The 16,614-nt window shown below is 72.1% G+C and carries 13 protein-coding genes and 1 pseudogene; 10 read left to right on the top strand and 4 right to left on the bottom strand.

The window, feature by feature from the left end:
• The first annotated feature begins 101 nt into the window (after positions 1-101).
• Together OG456_RS06775 and OG456_RS06770 are read left to right on the top strand one after the other, a co-directional pair.
• Positions 102-2,543 (top strand): SpoIIE family protein phosphatase, encoded by a 2,442-nt coding sequence (locus OG456_RS06775; RefSeq protein WP_266558205.1) that lies wholly within the window; start codon positions 102-104, stop codon positions 2,541-2,543.
• 127 nt (positions 2,544-2,670) lie between these two features.
• Positions 2,671-3,393 (top strand): class I SAM-dependent methyltransferase, encoded by a 723-nt coding sequence (locus OG456_RS06770; RefSeq protein ID WP_266558203.1) that lies wholly within the window; start codon positions 2,671-2,673, stop codon positions 3,391-3,393.
• Here the strand turns inward: OG456_RS06770 and OG456_RS06765 are convergent.
• The 3 genes from OG456_RS06765 to OG456_RS06755 form a co-directional block, all read right to left on the bottom strand.
• A complete protein-coding gene (locus tag OG456_RS06765) occupies positions 3,361-3,762 on the bottom strand; it encodes a GNAT family N-acetyltransferase (protein ID WP_266558201.1) in 402 nt (133 codons plus the stop codon). The two genes, OG456_RS06770 and OG456_RS06765, sit on opposite strands and share 33 nt — an antisense overlap.
• Positions 3,763-3,816: 54 nt before the next feature.
• Entirely contained in the window at positions 3,817-4,083 is a 267-nt protein-coding gene (locus OG456_RS06760) for a GlsB/YeaQ/YmgE family stress response membrane protein (RefSeq protein WP_266558199.1), read from the bottom strand.
• 132 nt (positions 4,084-4,215) lie between these two features.
• On the bottom strand, positions 4,216-5,742 hold the full coding sequence (locus tag OG456_RS06755; RefSeq protein WP_266558197.1) for an LCP family protein: 1,527 nt from the start codon (positions 5,740-5,742) through the stop codon (positions 4,216-4,218).
• Positions 5,743-5,854: 112 nt separating this feature from the next.
• Between OG456_RS06755 and tatA the strand changes: the two are divergent.
• The 7 genes and pseudogenes from tatA to OG456_RS06720 all read left to right on the top strand — a co-directional run.
• A pseudogene (gene tatA, locus OG456_RS06750) lies at positions 5,855-6,025 on the top strand (Sec-independent protein translocase subunit TatA); the annotation flags it as partial.
• A 130-nt stretch (positions 6,026-6,155) separates the two neighbouring features.
• On the top strand, positions 6,156-6,989 hold the full coding sequence (locus tag OG456_RS06745) for a M55 family metallopeptidase (protein WP_266558193.1): 834 nt from the start codon (positions 6,156-6,158) through the stop codon (positions 6,987-6,989).
• A complete protein-coding gene (locus OG456_RS06740) occupies positions 6,982-8,316 on the top strand; it encodes a M20/M25/M40 family metallo-hydrolase (protein WP_266558191.1) in 1,335 nt (444 codons plus the stop codon). Before OG456_RS06745 ends, OG456_RS06740 begins: the two co-directional genes overlap by 8 nt.
• Positions 8,317-8,404: 88 nt before the next feature.
• The gene (locus tag OG456_RS06735) at positions 8,405-10,411 is read left to right on the top strand and encodes a prolyl oligopeptidase family serine peptidase (protein ID WP_266569096.1); all 2,007 of its coding nucleotides are present in this window, start codon (positions 8,405-8,407) and stop codon (positions 10,409-10,411) included.
• Complete coding sequence (locus OG456_RS06730; RefSeq protein WP_266558189.1) at positions 10,408-11,346, top strand: LD-carboxypeptidase; 939 nt, start codon at positions 10,408-10,410, stop codon at positions 11,344-11,346. Before OG456_RS06735 ends, OG456_RS06730 begins: the two co-directional genes overlap by 4 nt.
• A 201-nt stretch (positions 11,347-11,547) precedes the next feature.
• Complete coding sequence (locus OG456_RS06725; RefSeq protein ID WP_266569095.1) at positions 11,548-13,290, top strand: CocE/NonD family hydrolase; 1,743 nt, start codon at positions 11,548-11,550, stop codon at positions 13,288-13,290.
• A 298-nt stretch (positions 13,291-13,588) separates the two neighbouring features.
• Positions 13,589-14,143 (top strand): GNAT family N-acetyltransferase, encoded by a 555-nt coding sequence (locus tag OG456_RS06720; RefSeq protein ID WP_266558187.1) that lies wholly within the window; start codon positions 13,589-13,591, stop codon positions 14,141-14,143.
• Here the strand turns inward: OG456_RS06720 and OG456_RS06715 are convergent.
• Positions 14,112-14,465 (bottom strand): DUF6204 family protein, encoded by a 354-nt coding sequence (locus tag OG456_RS06715; protein ID WP_116507928.1) that lies wholly within the window; start codon positions 14,463-14,465, stop codon positions 14,112-14,114. The genes OG456_RS06720 and OG456_RS06715 overlap by 32 nt on opposite strands.
• A 147-nt stretch (positions 14,466-14,612) precedes the next feature.
• On the opposite strand from OG456_RS06715, the gene OG456_RS06710 reads away from it, so the two are divergent.
• Entirely contained in the window at positions 14,613-16,604 is a 1,992-nt protein-coding gene (locus OG456_RS06710; RefSeq protein ID WP_266558181.1) for a DUF5107 domain-containing protein, read from the top strand.
• The last annotated feature ends 10 nt before the right edge of the window (positions 16,605-16,614 follow it).

The following is a 16,614-nucleotide window of genomic DNA, read 5'->3' as shown; positions in this document are numbered from 1 at the left end:
CGGCCGATGCAGCCCCCCGTACCCCCGTACCGCGTACGGTGGAACGGGAAAGGGCCGAACCAATGACGCTCGGTCACCGCGCGGGGAAGGGAGCGCAGGCCATGCACAGTGGCACCGGGACGGCCCCGCAGAGCCCCGTGCCCGGCCGTGTACCCCTGGCGGTCGTCGTGGTCGACGAGTCGGGACTCGTCTCGCACTGGAGCACCGGCGCGCGCCGCCTCTTCGGCCCCGCGCGCGAGGACGCCGTCGGCCATCGCGCCACCGACCTGCTGCCCGTCTCCGGCGCACTGCCCGAAGGGCCCAACGCCCGGGCGTACGCGGACGAGAGCGCGTACGACGGGTTCGGCCCGGACCTGGACTCCTCGCTCGACGGGCGGGCCTCCTACCCCGCCGCGGGCCGCGCCCGCCTGGAGGCCCCGCGCCGGCAGCGCATCGACGTCCTGTGGTGGGCCTACCCGCTCGTCGGCCCCGGGCCGGAGAAGCTCCTCGTACTCGCCGCCGACGCCGGCCGGCTGCACGCCGACGACGTGCCCGATGGGCATCCGCTGGAGCGCATCGCACCCGGCTTCGCCCTGCACACCGACCTCCCCGGAGCCGACGAGCTGGCCCGCGGACTCCCCGCCATCCTGCCCAGCATGAGCGTGGGCGAGAGCGCCCGCATCGTCTCCCAGGTGCTCGAACTCGGCTATCCCGTCCTGGAGTTCAGCCTCCACGACCGTGTCCCCGTCACCGCCGACTGGGGCGTGCCCCGGCGCGCCGAGCGCAAGGCCCGCAGGGAGGAGGCCGCCCGCGCGGCCGCCGCCGGACTGCCCGCGCCGCGCCACGCACCCGACGACGGGGCGGACGACGACGCGGACGACCTGGAGTACGCGGCCGTCCGCGAACACCTGGAGTTCCTCAACGAGGTGAGCGGGCGCATCGGTTCGTCCCTCGACCTGTCCCGCACGATCGTCGAGGTCAGCCGGGCCGTCGTACCGCGCTTCACGGACGTCGCGGGCACCTATCTTCGCGAACAGGTCGTCGCGGGCGAGGGGTTCCCGGAAGGTCCGCCCGACGCGACCACCCTGTGGCACCGCGTCGCCCTGGAGCACACGGACGAGCCGGGCCGCTGGGACGACGTCGTGCCCGTCGGCGAGTCGATGCCGTTCCCCGCGCACACGCCGTTCTTCCAGTGCATGACCTCAGGGCAGCCCGTCCTCGTCCCGCGCATCACCGAGGAGATGGGCAACGCGATCGCGTCGCAGTTCGAGAAGCGCGACATCAGGCCCCTCATCACCGACCGCTCGATGCTGGTGGTGCCCCTGAAGGCGCGCAACGTCGTCCTCGGGTTCATGATCCTGCTGCGCCACCGGGAACGCCCGGTCTTCAACGACATGGACCGCGTCACCGGCGCCGAACTCGCCGCCCGCGCGGGCCTCGTCCTCGACAACGCCCGCATGTACACGTACCAGGAGAGCGTCGCCGAGACCCTCCAGGACAGCATGCTGCCGCACATCGAGCCCCACATGCCCGGCTGTGACATCGCCACCCGCTATCTGCCCGGCACCCTGCTAGGCCGCGTCGGCGGCGACTGGTTCGACTCGATCAAACTCCCGGGCTCGCGGACCGCTCTCGTCGTCGGCGACGTCATGGGCCACGGCCTCAACTCGGCGGCGATGATGGGCCAGTTGCGCACCGCCGTCCAGACCATGGCCGCCCTCGACCTGCCACCGGCCCAGCTCCTGCGCAACCTCGACGACCTCGCCCAGCGCCTCGGTGAGCACTACCTCGCGACCTGCCTGTACGCGGTCTACGACCCCATCGCGAACGAGCTGGAGCTCGCCAACGCCGGGCACATCCCGCCGGTCCTCGTCCGCGCCGCGGACGGCCGCAGCGAACTGCTCGAACTGCCCACCGGCGCGCCCATCGGCGTCGGCGGTGTCCCCTTCGAATCGGTCCGCGCCCCGATGGCGCCCGGCGACCGGCTCGTCATGTGCACCGACGGCCTCGTCGAGGTGCGCGGCGAGGACATCGGCGTCGGCCTCGCCACGCTGTGCGAGTCCGCCGCCCACCCGGCGGCCTCCATGGACGCCGCCTGCGACACCATCATCAGATCCCTGAACACCCGCGGCGGCCGCAAGGACGACGTCGCCCTCCTCATGGCACGGCTCAACGGCATTGCGCCCGAGGACGTCGCCCACTGGAGCGTCGCTCCCGAGCCCGCCGAGGTGTCCCGCACGCGCGCCCTCGTCCGCGACCAGCTCGCGGCCTGGGACCTCGGCGCGCTCACCGCCCCCGCCGAACTCATGGTGGGGGAGCTCGTCACCAACACCGTGCGGCACGCCCGCACCCGCAGCGTCGAGGTACGCCTGGTGCGCTCGGGGACCCTCGTGTGCGAGGTCGAGGACGACGACCAGAGGCTGCCCACGCTGCTCAACGCGGGCCCGGGCGACGAGTTCGGCCGTGGCCTGCGCGTCGTGAGCGCCCTCGCCAGGGAGTGGGGCACGAGCCGTACGGGTTCCGGGAAGACCGTATGGTTCGAACTGGCGTTGCCGCGAGCATAGTTGGCGGTCCGGGGCGCTCGGCGTACGCGTATCGAATGCGGCGTGAAGGTATGCGCCGGGTGCTTGTGGGCGGGCCCGGGGCGCGGTAGACCGATCTTGCCGTGCCACCGCACCCCGGGAGATGCAGATGAGCGTGACGAGTCGGTACAAGGACGCCTGGGAGAGTTTCTGGCGCGAGGCTCCCGGCGAACCCGGCGGGGTCTTCTGGGACGCCGAGCCCGACCTCACCGCCGGTGTCCATCTCGCCCTGTTCGAGCCGCACTTGGCGAAGGGCCTGCCCGTCGTGGACCTCGGCTGCGGGAACGGCACCCAGACCCGCTTCCTCGCCGACCGCTACCCGCGTGTCCTCGGCGCCGACCTCTCCGTCGCCGCGCTCGACCACGCCCGGCACGCCGACCCCGCGGGCCGGGCCGACTTCCGGCAGCTCGACGCCACCGAGCAGACCGAGGCACACCGGCTGCACGCCGAACTCGGCGATGCGAACGTGTACATGCGGGGCGTGCTGCACCAGTGCGAGTCCGAAGACCGCCAGTCGCTGGTCGACGGCATCGCGGCGCTCGTCGGCGAGCGCGGCCGGGCCTTCGTCGTGGAGCTCGCCGAGGCCGCCCGGCCCGTCCTGATGTCTCTCGCGCAGAGCCCCACGGGCCCGCCCGCGAAGCTGGCACCGGTCTTCGCGCACGGCATCGCGCCCGGCGAGGTGTCCGACGCGGCGGTCCCCGGCTACGTGCACACCGCGGGCCTCGATGTGCTGGCGAGCGGCGAGCTCCCGCTCACCACCACCGAGTACACACCCGACGGCACCCGCATCGAGCTCCCGTCACGATGGCTCGTCGTGGGGCGGGCACACTAGCCGCCGCAGGCCCAGGCGCCCAAGGGCGCTGCCGAAGGGGCCCAGGAGATGCGGGCAGAGCGGCCTGCCGTGCCGGAGCGGGACGCCTTCGTGTGCGGTGACCGCGAGGAAGAAGCCGCGGCCGGGCCGGGTCTGGAGCGTGGTGTTCCAGCGGTGGCCGTGGCCCTGGGCCAGCGCGACCCGCACCGCGCGCCGGCCGAGCCCCTCCTGACGGCGTGACTCCAGGATCCAGATGCCGAGGAGCCGGCCCGTGCGGCACGGCGCGCACAGCCGGAAGCGGACCTGGCCGACGAGCGCGCCGCTCTCGTCGTGGAGCAGCACCTCACCGGCGGCGCGCGCCGTACGGGGAGGGACGCTCGTGAGGCGCACCGGCCCGGACGGTGACGCCGGCGGGCCGGGGCCCATGAGGGATCGACCCGCCCGTCAGTCGCGCGAGTTGCCGAAGAGGAGGCGGTAGCCGATGAGCAGGACGAGCGAGCCGCCGATGGCCGCGATCCAGGTGGGCCCGTCGAAGAACTGGTTCTCGATGGGGCGGTCGAAGAACCGCGACGAGATCCAGCCGCCGACGAACGCGCCGGCGACGCCGATGAGGGTCGTGCCGATCATGCCGCCCGGGTCGCGGCCGGGGAGCAGGACCTTGGCGATGACTCCGGCGGCGAGGCCGAGGATGATCCAGCTGATGATGCCCACGTGTGCGTCGTTCCCCTCGGTGATGTGTGGTGCCTTGTGCCTGTGTTTCTGGCTGCGCTTGTGCGTTGCGAATTTGCGCAACTGTACAGACAGAGGTGAAGACGCGATACGGTCCCGGTCGGTTGCACCAGGTCAGCCGTAGGACAGGTTCGAGCACAGGTTGTCGTCGGCGGAGCGGGCGTCGTCGGAGACCTCGGACGGTACGGCGGTGGGTTCCGGCGATGCCGTGGCGGCGGCCGACGGATGGTCCGCGTAGTCCTGCCCGAGAATCGCCTTGATGCCCGCGGTCGAGGTCTCTTCCAGGCGTGCGCCCGGGAACCGCTGGGCGAGCGTGCCCGCTCGCGCCTTCTCGCCGGGGCCGTACTGGATCAGCGTGGTGGCCTGGTCCTGGGTGGACGCCGTCGCCGTGCCCGTGACGGTGAACCCGTCGCCCTCGAGAGTGCGCGCGGCCTGGGCGGCCAGTCCCATGACGTTCGTTCCGTTGTAGACGGTGACGCGGATGCCGTCTCCCGGACTCGGCGCGGCGGACGGCACGGGGGAGGCGCTCGACCGGGCGCCCTTCTTGCCGCTGGCGTCCTTTCCGTCGATGGTCCGGTCGTCCCTGAGTGATGCCCACAGGGCGTCGGCGTCCGGTTCGACGACCGCGACGCGGCTTCCCTCGTAGCGCCAGGGGATGGTGACGAACTTGGTGTTGTGCAGGTCGATGTTCTTGAGGGACATCGCGAAGGAGAGGAGCTTGTCGGCGGAGCCGAGGCCGGGGTCGACGGTCATCGACCGGGTGGCCGCGTTCGCGAGCGGCAGGAGCTTCGTGGGTGTCAGACCGTCGCTCTTGACCTTCTTGATGAGGCTGCCGACGAAGGCCTGTTGCCGTTTGATGCGGCCGATGTCGGAGCCGTCGCCGATGCCGTGCCGCAGGCGGACGTAGTCGAGGGCCTTCTGTCCGGAGACGCTCTGCTCGCCGCGCGGGAACAGGAGCTTGCCCGGGGTCGTGCGATGGGGGTTGAGGTCGCGCTGGTGGATGGGCTGGGGGAGGCACACCTTCACTCCGCCGACGACGTCGGTCAGGGCGGCGAAGCCCTTGAAGTCCACGACGACGGTGTGGTCGACGCGCAGGCCCGTCAGCTTCTCCACCGTGTTCTGCGTGCAGGCGGGGTTGCCCCGGGCGGTCTCGCCGGTCGAGTACGCCGCGTTGAACATCGTGTCGGGCCGCGTCCTGGTCCAGCTGCCGTCGGGCAGTTTGCAGGGCGGGATCGTGACGAGGGTGTCGCGCGGGACGGACACCGCGACGGCGTTGCGATGGTCGGCGTAGACGTGCAGCAGGAACGCCGTGTCCGAGCGGCCGATGTCGCCCTTGTCACCGCCGCCCAGCGCCTCGTTGCCGCCGGTGCGTGCGTCGGAGCCGATGACGAGGACGTTCTCACCCTTCGACGCGTCGGCGTCCGGGCGGTCGCCGGATATCCCGTCCGAGCTGAACGTGTTGATGTCGCCGCCGAGTTTGAGGTACACCCAGCCCACGCCGCCGGTCAGCAGGACGAGCAGGGACAGGGATATCGCGAGCGTGAAGCGCACGCGGCTGCGCCTCGGTCGCGCCGCGCGTGCGGCGGACTTGGCGCTGCTTCCTCGGCGCGCGGGTGACAACTGCTCACGGGTGCCTGCCATGGGGTGCGCCCTCATTCGGATCCGGGGTTGTACAGTTGCGCAATGTAGCAAGCTTCTTGGTGGGTGCCGTCCGGCGCACACCTCATCCGAAGAGACGAAGGGTGGGGCGAAAATGTTCCGCAACGGTCTGGAGCCCTGGCACCTGCTCATCGTGGCGATCGTGGTCATCGTCCTGTTCGGCTCGAAGAAACTCCCCGACACGGCGCGCTCGCTCGGCAAATCGCTGCGGATCCTCAAGAGCGAGACGAGGGCGATGAAGGCCGACGAGGTCGAGGAGCGCCCGGACACGGCCGTCTCCTGACGTCTGTGATCACCCTGATCGCAGGGGCGCCCGCCGCCTTTCGGAGGACTGGACCTCTGGCTCTCAGGGTGGCTCTGGCCTGCGCGTTCCCTGACGCGTACCGTGATGCGCCATGAAGATCCTCATCAGCGCCGACATGGAGGGCGCCACCGGTGTGACCTGGCCGGGAGACGTGCTGCCCGGCACCCCGCAGTGGGAGCGCTGCCGGTCCATGTTCACCTCGGACGTCAACGCCGCCGTGCTCGGCTTCTTCGACGGGGGCGCCGACGAGGTGCTCATCAACGAGGCCCACTGGTCGATGCGCAACCTGCTCCTGGAGCAACTCGACGAGCGCGCGGAGATGATCACGGGCCGCCACAAGACGCTCTCCATGGTCGAGGGCGTCCAGCACGGCGACGTCGACGGCATCGCGTTCATCGGCTACCACACGGGCGCCGGCACGGAGGGCGTCCTCGCCCACACGTACCTCGCCAACTCCATCACCGGCGTCTGGATCAACGGCGTCCGGGCGAGCGAGGGCCTCCTCAACGCGCACGTCGTCGCCGAGTACGGCGTACCCGTCGTCCTCGTCACCGGCGACGACCTCACCTGCGACGACGCGCTCGGTTACGCGCCCGAGGCCCGCAAGGTCGCGGTCAAGGACTATGTGTCCCGGTATGCGGCTGTCTGTCGTACGCCGAAGCGGACCGCCACCGACATCCGGGCCGCGGCGAAGGAGGCGGCGGCACTCGCCGTGCGCCACGAGCCCGTCCAGGGCGGCCAGTTCACCATCGAGCTCGAGTTCGACGCCGAGCATCTGTCGATGGCCGCGACGGTGGTGCCCGGCGTCCGGCGCACCGGCGAGCGCAGGATCTCCTACACGAACGACACCATGTACGACGGCATCCGCACCTTCAAGGCGGTCACCACGATCGTCTCGGCCGCGGTGGAGGAACAGTATGGCTGACCAGGCATTTCAGGTGGACGAGCAGGCGCTCGACGAGGTCGTGACCTTCACGTCCGAGCTCATCCGCATCGACACCACCAACCGCGGTGGCGGCGGCTGCCAGGAGCGCCCGGCCGCCGAGTACGCGGCCACGAAGCTCGCCGAGGCGGGCCTGGAGCCGACCCTCCTCGAACGCACCAAGGGGCGCACGAACGTCGTCGCGCGTATCGCCGGCACGGACCCGTCCGCCGACGCGATGCTCGTCCACGGCCACCTCGACGTCGTCCCCGCGGAGGCCGCCGACTGGAGCGTGCACCCGTTCTCCGGAGAGATCCGCGACGGGGTCGTATGGGGCCGTGGCGCCGTCGACATGAAGAACATGGACGCGATGATCCTCGCCGTCGTCCGGCAGTGGGCCCGCGCCGGTGTGCGCCCGCGCCGGGACATCGTCGTCGCCTTCACCGCCGACGAGGAGGCGAGCGCCGAGGACGGCTCCGGCTTCCTCGCCGACCAGCATGCCGGTCTCTTCGAGGGCTGCACCGAGGGCATCAGCGAATCGGGCGCCTTCACCTTCCACGACGGCCACGGCAAGCAGATCTACCCGATCGCGGCGGGCGAACGCGGCACGGGCTGGCTCCGGCTCACCGCCCACGGCAAGGCGGGCCACGGCTCGAAGGTGAACCACGCCAACGCCGTCACCAGGCTCGCCGCCGCCGTCGCGCGGATCGGCGAGCACGAGTGGCCGGTGCGGCTCACGCCGACTGTGGCCGCCGCGCTGACCGAACTGGCGGCCCTGTACGGCATCGACGCCGGCGTGGACTCCCCGGACTTCTCGGCCGACGACCTCCTCACCAAGCTCGGCCCGGCCGCGGCGCTCGTCGCGCCGACCGTCCGCAACAGCGCCAACCCGACGATGCTGTCCGCCGGGTACAAGATCAACGTCATCCCCGGAGAGGCGACCGCGCACATCGACGGCCGGTATCTGCCGGGCGGCGAGGACGAGTTCCGCGAGACCCTCGACCGGCTCACCGGACCCGATGTGGAGTGGGAGTTCGAGCACCGTGAGGTCGCGCTCCAGGCGCCGGTCGACTCCCCGACGTTCGCGAGGATGCGCTCGGCGGTGGAGGAGTACGCGCCGGAGGGGCACGTCGTGCCGTACTGCATGTCGGGCGGCACCGACGCCAAGCAGTTCTCGCGGCTCGGCATCACGGGCTACGGCTTCGCGCCGTTGAAGCTCCCCGAGGGATTCGACTACCAGGCGCTCTTCCACGGCGTGGACGAGCGGGTCCCGGTCGAGGCGCTGCACTTCGGCGTCCGCGTGCTCGACCGCTTCCTGCGGTCCGCGTAGGCGCCGCCGGGAGGGTTTCGGCAAGCGGGTTCGGGAGACGGTCTAGGAAATGGCGTCACACGTGGAGAACATGGGGGCCTCTGAAGTCATGGGGGACGTGGACAAGTTGGTGCTGATCCAGAGTTACGGATCGTGGCCGTCGCCGATCACGGCCGCGCTGGCCGCGGCGCACGACGGGAAGCCGGAGTACGTCGGCTTCGTCGGCGACGAGGCATGGTGGACCGAGCCCCGCCCCGCCGAGGGCGGCCGGCGGGCCCTGGTCAGACGGCGTGCCGGCGGCACGGAGCACACCGTGCTGCCCGCGCCGTGGAACGTGCGCAGCCGCGTCATCGAGTACGGCGGACAGCCGTGGGCCGGGGCCGGACGCCCCGAGGGCCCGCACGGGCCGCTTGTTGTGTTCGCCGACTTTGCGGACCAGCGCCTCTACGCCTACGAGCCCGACGCCCCCGGCGCCGTACCCCGCCCCCTCACGCCCGTCTCCGCGGTGGGGGACGGGCTGCGCTGGGCCGATCCGCAGATCCACCTCGACCGGGGCGAAGTGTGGTGCGTCCTGGAGGAGTTCACCGGCGACGGGCCGGCCGATGTGCGCCGCGTCGCCGCCGCGGTGCCGCTCGACGGGAGCGCGGCCGAGGACCGCGGCGCCGTGCGCGAACTCTCCGACGGTCGCCACCGGTTCGTCACGGGCCCTCGCCTCTCGCCCGACGGCCGCCGTGCCGCCTGGCTCGCCTGGGACCACCCGCGCATGCCGTGGGACGGCACGGAGCTGGTCGTCGCCGACGTGTCCGAAGACGGCACGTTCAGCGGGGCGAGGACGGCGTTCGGCGGGCCCGACGAGTCCGTCGCGCAGGTGGAGTGGGCGCCGGACGGCGCCCTCGTCTACTCCAGCGACCGCAGCGGCTGGTGGAACCTCTACCGCGTCGGCCCGGACGGCGTACCACGGCCCCTGTGCCCGCGCGAGGAGGAGTTCGGCGGACCGCTCTGGAAGATCGGCCACCGCTGGTTCGCCCCGCTGGAGAGCGGCCTGATCGCCGTCGTCCACGGCGTCGGCGCCACCGCGCTCGGCGTCCTCGACCCGGCGACCGGCGAGGTCGTGGACGCCGCCGGACCCTGGACCGAGTGGAGCCCCGCGCTCGCCGTGCACGGCACCCGCGTCGTCGGCGTCGCCGCCAGCCCGCGCACCGGCCACGAGGTCGTGGAGCTCGACACCTGTACCGGCCGGGCGCGCGTCGTCGGCGCCGCGCACGGTGACGCCGTCGACCCCGCGTACTACCCGGAGCCGCAGATCCGCACCTTCGCGGGTCCCGAGGGCAGGGACATCCACGCCCACATCTATCCGCCGCACAGCCCCACCCACGCCGCGCCCGACGACGAACTGCCGCCCTACGTCGTATGGGCACACGGCGGCCCCACCGGGCACTCACCCCTCGTGCTCGACCTGGAGATCGCCTACTTCACCTCGCGCGGCATCGGCGTCGCCGAGGTCAACTACGGCGGCTCCACCGGCTACGGCCGTGAGTACCGCAACCGCCTGCGCGAACAGTGGGGCGTCGTCGACGTGGAGGACTGCGCCGCCGTGGCGCTCGCGCTCGCCGCCGAGGGCACCGCCGACCGCGACCGGCTCGCGATCCGCGGCGGCAGCGCCGGAGGCTGGACCACGGCCGCGTCCCTGACCGGCACCGACGTCTACGCCTGCGGCACGATCCTCTACCCCATCCTCGACCTCACGGCCTGGGGCTCCGGTGAGACCCACGACTTCGAGTCCCAGTACCTGGAGTCGCTCGTCGGGCCGCTCGCAGAGGTGCCCGCGCGGTACGTCGAGCGCTCGCCGGCCGAGCACGCGGAGCGGCTCACCGCGCCGTTCCTGCTGCTCCAGGGCCTCGACGACGTGATCTGCCCGCCCGCGCAGTGCGAGCGGTTCCTCGACCGTCTGGACGGCCGGCGCGTCCCGCACGCGTACATCGCCTTCGAGGGCGAGGGCCACGGGTTCCGGCGCGCGGACACCATGATCCGCGTCCTGGAGTCCGAACTCTCCCTGTACGCCCAGGTGTTCGGCCTCAACCCGACCGGGATCCCCGTACTGGAGCTGTCCAAGTGACGTCACCGACACCGCTCACCCGGCCCGCACGCCTCGCCCCCGGAGCGCGCGTCGCCGTCGTCGCGCCCAGCGGACCCGTGCCCGAGGACCGGCTGGCGGCAGGTCTCGACATCCTGCGCGGCTGGGACCTCGAGCCCGTCGTCGAACCCCAAGTCCGCTCTGTCCATGGGCAGTTCGACTATCTCGCGGGCAATGACGCCGAGCGCGCCGCCGGTCTCCAGCGAGCCTGGTGCGATCCGTCCGTCGACGCCGTCCTGTGCGCGCGGGGCGGATACGGCGCGCAGCGCATGGCCGACCTGCTCGACTGGGACGCGATGCGGGCCGCCGGGCCCAAGGTGTTCGTCGGGTACAGCGACATCACGGCGCTGCACGAGGCGTTCGCCGCCCGGCTCGGTCTCGCGACTCTTCACGGGCCGATGGTCGCGGCGGCCGACTTCCTCAAGAGCGCCCGCGCGCAGGACCACTTGAGGGACACGCTCTTCGAGCCGGAGACCGTACGGACGATCACGGCTGTGGACGGTGGGCGGCCGCTCGTGGGCGGCACCGCGCGCGGCGTCACGCTCGGCGGCTGCCTCTGCCTGCTCGCCGCCGACCTGGGCGCCCCGCACGCCCGTCCGTCGGCCGCGGGCGGGCTGCTGTGCCTGGAGGACACCGGCGAGGAGACGTACCGCATCGACCGCTATCTCACCCAACTCCTGCGCGCCGGCTGGCTCGACGGGGTCGCCGGGATCCTGCTCGGGTCCTGGGCCGAGTGCGACGCGTACGACGGGCTGCGCGCGCTGCTCGTCGACCGGCTCGGCGGGCTGGGGGTTCCCGTCGTCGAGGAGTTCGGCTTCGGGCACTGCGAGGGAGCGCTGACGATCCCGTTCGGCATTCCCGGTGAACTCGACGCGGATGCAAGGACGTTGACCCTGGATGTGCCCGCGCTGGCCTGAATCGTTCGGTTGCTGAATCTTCGTCAAGAAACACGCGTCGCGGTGATTGACCCGTGTATGACACGTGTCACAACATGACCACGCCCAGACTTACCGGTCGGTAGCCGGTGGGTCTTCCTCAGCGTGGAGGTAGCCGTGTCCCGTGCCGTGCCCCGATCCCGACCGCGATCTCCACTGGCGCTGGCCCTCGCACTCGGCGCCATGGTCGCCGCGCCGCTCGCCCTCGCCGCGCCCGCGAACGCCGCACCGCACACGAAGCAGGCGGGCGAATACGCGGTCACCGCACTGAAGTTCACGATCCAGGCCGGCGCCCGCAGCTGCGTCGTCGACGCCGACCTCTACCGTCCGGCGGGCGTCGACGCCGCCCACACCGCGCCCGCCGTCCTCGCCACCAACGGCTTCGGCGGCAGCAAGTCCGACGGCTCGACCGACGCCGTCGGGAAGGCCTTCGCCGCGCGCGGCTACGTCGGACTCGTCTACTCCGGGCTCGGGTTCGGCAAGTCGGGGTGTCTCGTCTCGCTCGACGACCCCCGCATCGACGGCGCCGCGGCCTCCGGACTCGTCGACTTCCTCGCCGGGACCCGCGCGGCCGACGACGGCACGAAGGCCGACTACGTCACGAAGGACGGCAAGGGCGACCCCCGCGTCGGCATGATCGGCGGCTCCTACGGCGGGGCTATCCAGCTGGCCACCGCGGCGGTCGACCACCGCGTCGACGCGCTCGTCCCGATGATCACGTGGAACGACCTGGCGTACTCCCTCGACCCGAACAACGCCGCCGACCGCTCCGTCCCCGGCGCCTTCAAATGGCAGTGGACCAACGGCTTCTACCTGATCGGCGAGGGCCAGCCCCTCCTCGAACCGTCCCTCGACCCGTCCCGGATCAACAAGCTCACCTGCCTGCACTTCGTCACCGACGCCTGCGAGACGATCAGCACCCTGAACTCCGGCCGCTACCCGTCCGACAAGGCGGGACCGATGCTCGACTACGCGCGCAGCGTCTCGCCGGTCTCGTATCTGAAGCAGGTCAAGGCGCCGACGCTGCTCGTGCAGGGCCAGTCCGACAGCCTCTTCAACCTGAACGAGGCGCAGGCCACGTACGGGACCCTCAAGGCGCAGGGGACGACCACGAAGATGATCTGGCAGTCGTGGGGTCACAGCGGCGGCCTCACGGATCCCGCGAGCGGTGAACTCAACCTCGCGCAGGGCAACCTGGAGACCTCGTACGTCGGCAAGCGGATTCTCGCCTGGTTCGACCGCTACCTCCGGCACAAGAAGGACGTCGACACCGGACCCGCGTTCGCCTACTACCGCGACTGGATCACGGACCCCGGCCAGACCTACGCCACAGCGCAGAGCGTCCCGGCGCTGAGCCGGAAGCTGTACCTCTCCGGCGACGGCAAGCTCGTCGACAACCGGTCGAAGGTCGCGCGCGGCAGCCGCGAGTACCGGAACTGGCTGATCCCCACCAGCCACTCCGAGTCCTCCCTCGCCGGCCTGATCGGCCTCCCCGACCCCGCCCCACGCGACACCGCGGGCACCTACCTCGGCTGGACCAGCGAGCCGCTGACCCGCACGACCGACGTCGTGGGCTCCCCGAAGGCCACCCTCAAGGTCGTCTCGCCGAGGACCGAGCGGGTCCAGAACTCGGACGACGCCGCCGACAAGCTCGTCCTCTTCGCGAAGCTGTACGACATCGCGCCCGACGGCAGCAAGACACTCGTGCACCGCCTGGTCGCACCGGTCCGCGTGCCGGACGTGACCCGCTCCTTCACGGTGTCGCTGCCAGGCATCGTCCACCGCTACGAGAAGGGGCACCGGCTCCAGTTCGTCATCGCGGCGAGCGACGACGCGTACGGCGGCAACAAGGGCATCAAACCCGTCACCGTCACCAGCGCGCCCGAGGACACCGGCGTCCTGGAGCTGCCCGTCGTCGGGCAGTAGGCCCGCCCCTGGGTCCGGCCGGTGGCGCCGTCACCCGTACGGCCCACCACGCCCCGTCCCGGAGGGACACCCCGCGGCGCGAACCCCGCCCGGCCGCACAGGCCGGGCGGGGAAGGCGCACGTCGTTCCGACGGAAGGGCTCACCGATGAGCCCAAGGACACGGCGGGCTCCGACAGGAGCGCGGGCACCGCTCGGCGCAGTCGCCGTCATCGGGGCGATCTGCGGCGGCTGCTTCAGCCGCGGGCGCAGGTGAGGCGGACCCGCACCGGTCCCACGGCCGCCGCGTAGGCTGGCGGGATGTCTGCCACCGGCCACCGCCGCCTCGCTGAAGGCCCCCGCGTGGGCATACGTCCCTTCGCCCTCGCGGACGCCGACGAGTTCACGGCGCGGGCGCGGGAGAGCGAAGAACTGCACCACCCCTGGCTCTACCCGCCGACCGCCGCCGACACCTACGCCGCCTACGCGGGCGCCCTCATCGACGACCCGACGCGGTTCGGCTGCCTGGTGTACGAGCGGGCCGGCGGTGGCATCGCCGGCTTCATCAACATCAACAACATCGTCCGCGGAGGCTTCCGCTGCGGCGCCCTCGGCTACGGAGCGTTCGCGCACGCGGCGGGCCGGGGCCTCATGAGCGAGGGCCTCGGCCTCGTCGTCCGGTACGCCTTCGGCCCCCTCGCACTGCACCGCCTGGAGATCAACGTCCAGCCGGGCAACGAGGCGTCCATCGCGCTCGCCCGCCGTGCCGGGTTCCGCCTGGAGGGCTACTCGCCCGACTTCATCTTCATGGACGGCGCCTGGCGCGACCACGAGCGCTGGGCGCTCACGGCCGAGATGCCCGGTGCTTCCGGTTGACCTTCATCGTGTCCATGTCCGTCGCCGACGACTTCAGCGCCCCGAAGCCGTACCCCTCACCGAGCGCCCTGAGCGACGCCTCGGCCCGCTCCTCGGCGAGCGCCTCCGCCATCTCCTCGCCGTCCTCGGCATCCGACTCCACGACGAACCGGTACGAGAAGTGCTTCAGCACCCGGTCGTACGTGAGCGATCCCTCGGGCGTGAACCTCATCGACGCGAGCCCGTGCTCGTCGACCTCGGCGAGCAGCCGCTCGCGCGCGCCGTCCGCCAGACCGTCCCATGTGCCGCGGACGATGACCCTATAGGTGTGCTGCGTTCCCATCCGCGGAGAGTAGCCCGGCGGGCCGAAATGCGCCTTTGCTTAATTCTGACCCGGGGAACCCCTGGTCAGCTCATGGGCGAGCCTGTTCCATGGTCGTCGGGGCACACCGCGTGCGGACAGCGGGCCCCGCGAACCGGGAGGCGGACTTTGACGGACTCGCAGGCCGAGCGGACGACCCTTCGACGCGACGTACTGACCCTGCCCGGCGTGGCGGTGGGCGCCCCCGACCCGCTGCCGCCGCTGCGGCCCCTCGACGAACTCCACGAACTCGACGACCGCTCCAAGCGGGGCATGCCGCGCGATATGGCCCGCCAGATCGGCTACGAGAAGCTGCGCAGCGTCCTGCCGGAGCGGCTCAAGAACGGCTACGGGCGCGAGCGCGCCCCCCTCACCCTCGACACGCTCGTGATCGAGAACGACCGGCTGCGCGTCACGGTCCTGCCCGGCCTCGGCGGCCGCATCCACTCGATGTTCCACAAGCCCACCGGGCGTGAACTCCTCTACCGCAACCCGGTGTTCCAGCCCGCCGACTTCGCGCTCAACGGCGCGTGGTTCTCCGGCGGCATCGAGTGGAACATCGGCGCGACCGGGCACACCACCCTGTCCTGCGCACCCCTGCACGCCGCCCGCGTCACCGCGCCCGACGGCGGGGACATGCTGCGCCTGTGGGAGTGGGAGCGGCTGCGCGACCTGCCGTTCCAGGTGGACCTGTGGCTGCCCGCCGGATCCGACTTCCTCCACGTGGGCGTGCGGATACGCAACCCGCACGAGCGGCCCGCGCCCGTCTACTGGTGGTCGAACATCGCAGTCCCCGAGGAACACCGCGTCCTCGCCCCGGCCGACGAGGCCTGGCACTTCGGCTACGAGCGCAGCCTGCGCCGCGTCCCCGTCCCGGAGTTCGACGGCGTGGACCGGACCTACCCCCTCAGCGGCGAATACCCGGCCGACTACTTCTACGAGGTCCCCGACGGGCAGCGCCGCTGGATCGCCGCGCTCGACGACGACGGCCACGGACTCGTACAGACCTCGACCGACCTGCTGCGCGGCCGCAAGCTGTTCCTCTGGGGCCACGGCGCGGGCGGCCGGCGCTGGCAGGAGTGGCTGACCGAGCCGGGCACGGGCGGCTACGCCGAGATACAGGCGGGCCTCGCCCGCACCCAGCTGGAGCACGTACGCCTGGACGCCGAGGGCGAGTTCGCGTGGCTGGAGTCGTACGGACCGCTGTCCGCGGCGCCCGACGCCGTGCACTCGGCCGAGGACTGGGCGGCCGCGCGCGGTGAGGTCGAGGAGTGCCTCGAAGCCGCGCTGCCGAGGGCCGATGTCGACGCCGCCTACGAGGCCTGGCGCCCGCACGCCGACACCGAACCGGGGGAGTCGCTCGCGGCCGGCTCCGGCTGGGGCGCCCTCGAAGTGCTGCGCGGCGACTTCAAGCTCCCGGGCACCCCCTTCGACGAGTCGACCCTCGGCCCGTCGCAGACACCCTGGCTCGACCTCCTGCGCACCGGCTCCATCCCCGAGCCGCGCCGCGTCGGTCCGCCCGGGCCCACCCTGGTCGCGCCGCACTGGCGGGACATGCTGGAGACGGCGCCCGCACAACCGCTCACCGAGTACCACCTAGGCGTCGCCCAATGGCACGCGGGCGACCTGGCACAGGCCGTACGCAGCTGGGAGCGCGGCCTCGCACTCGCTCCGTCCCTCTGGCCGTTGCTGCGCTGCCTGGCCGTCGCCGACCAGGAGGCCGGTCATCGCGAACGCGCCGCCGACCGCTACGCCGAAGCCTTCGACGACCTGTGCCAGGAGCGGCGCGACGACGGCGAGGCGTGGACGGCGGCCACCGCGGCGCTCGGCCGCGAGGCCATCGACGCGCTGCTCGCGGCCGGCCGCCCCGGACCGGCCCGCGCCGTCTGGGACCGGCTGCACGCCGCGACCCGCGCCCGCGGCCGCTTCCGGCTCGTCGAGGTCCGCCTCCTGATCGCCGAGGGCGACAAGGAGGCGGCGCGGGCCGTGTTCGACGAGGGCTTCGAGGTCGCCGACCTGCGCGAGGGCTCGGAGGCCATCGCCGAGCTGTGGGCGCAGGCCGCACCGGGCGAACGGCTGCCCGCCCAGTACGACTTCAGCATGCGGCCCAGGGAGTCCTGACCGGCGCGCG

The sequence above is a fragment of the Streptomyces sp. NBC_01446 genome (assembly GCF_026340095.1).
Classification (GTDB): domain Bacteria; phylum Actinomycetota; class Actinomycetes; order Streptomycetales; family Streptomycetaceae; genus Streptomyces; species Streptomyces aureus.
This window is presented reverse-complemented; position numbering and strand designations above follow the sequence as displayed.

What these genes read in the sequence shown, in the direction of transcription:
- OG456_RS06775 (WP_266558205.1), top strand. Translation starts at nt 102, where the DNA reads ATGCACAGTGGCACCGGGACGGCCCCGCAGAGCCCCGTGCCCGGCCGT.
- OG456_RS06770 (WP_266558203.1), top strand. Translation starts at nt 2,671, where the DNA reads ATGAGCGTGACGAGTCGGTACAAGGACGCCTGGGAGAGTTTCTGGCGC.
- OG456_RS06755 (WP_266558197.1), bottom strand. Translation starts at nt 5,742, where the DNA reads ATGGCAGGCACCCGTGAGCAGTTGTCACCCGCGCGCCGAGGAAGCAGC.
- OG456_RS06745 (WP_266558193.1), top strand. Translation starts at nt 6,156, where the DNA reads ATGAAGATCCTCATCAGCGCCGACATGGAGGGCGCCACCGGTGTGACC.
- OG456_RS06740 (WP_266558191.1), top strand. Translation starts at nt 6,982, where the DNA reads ATGGCTGACCAGGCATTTCAGGTGGACGAGCAGGCGCTCGACGAGGTC.
- OG456_RS06735 (WP_266569096.1), top strand. Translation starts at nt 8,405, where the DNA reads ATGGGGGACGTGGACAAGTTGGTGCTGATCCAGAGTTACGGATCGTGG.
- OG456_RS06725 (WP_266569095.1), top strand. Translation starts at nt 11,548, where the DNA reads ATGGTCGCCGCGCCGCTCGCCCTCGCCGCGCCCGCGAACGCCGCACCG.
- OG456_RS06720 (WP_266558187.1), top strand. Translation starts at nt 13,589, where the DNA reads ATGTCTGCCACCGGCCACCGCCGCCTCGCTGAAGGCCCCCGCGTGGGC.
- OG456_RS06715 (WP_116507928.1), bottom strand. Translation starts at nt 14,465, where the DNA reads ATGGGAACGCAGCACACCTATAGGGTCATCGTCCGCGGCACATGGGAC.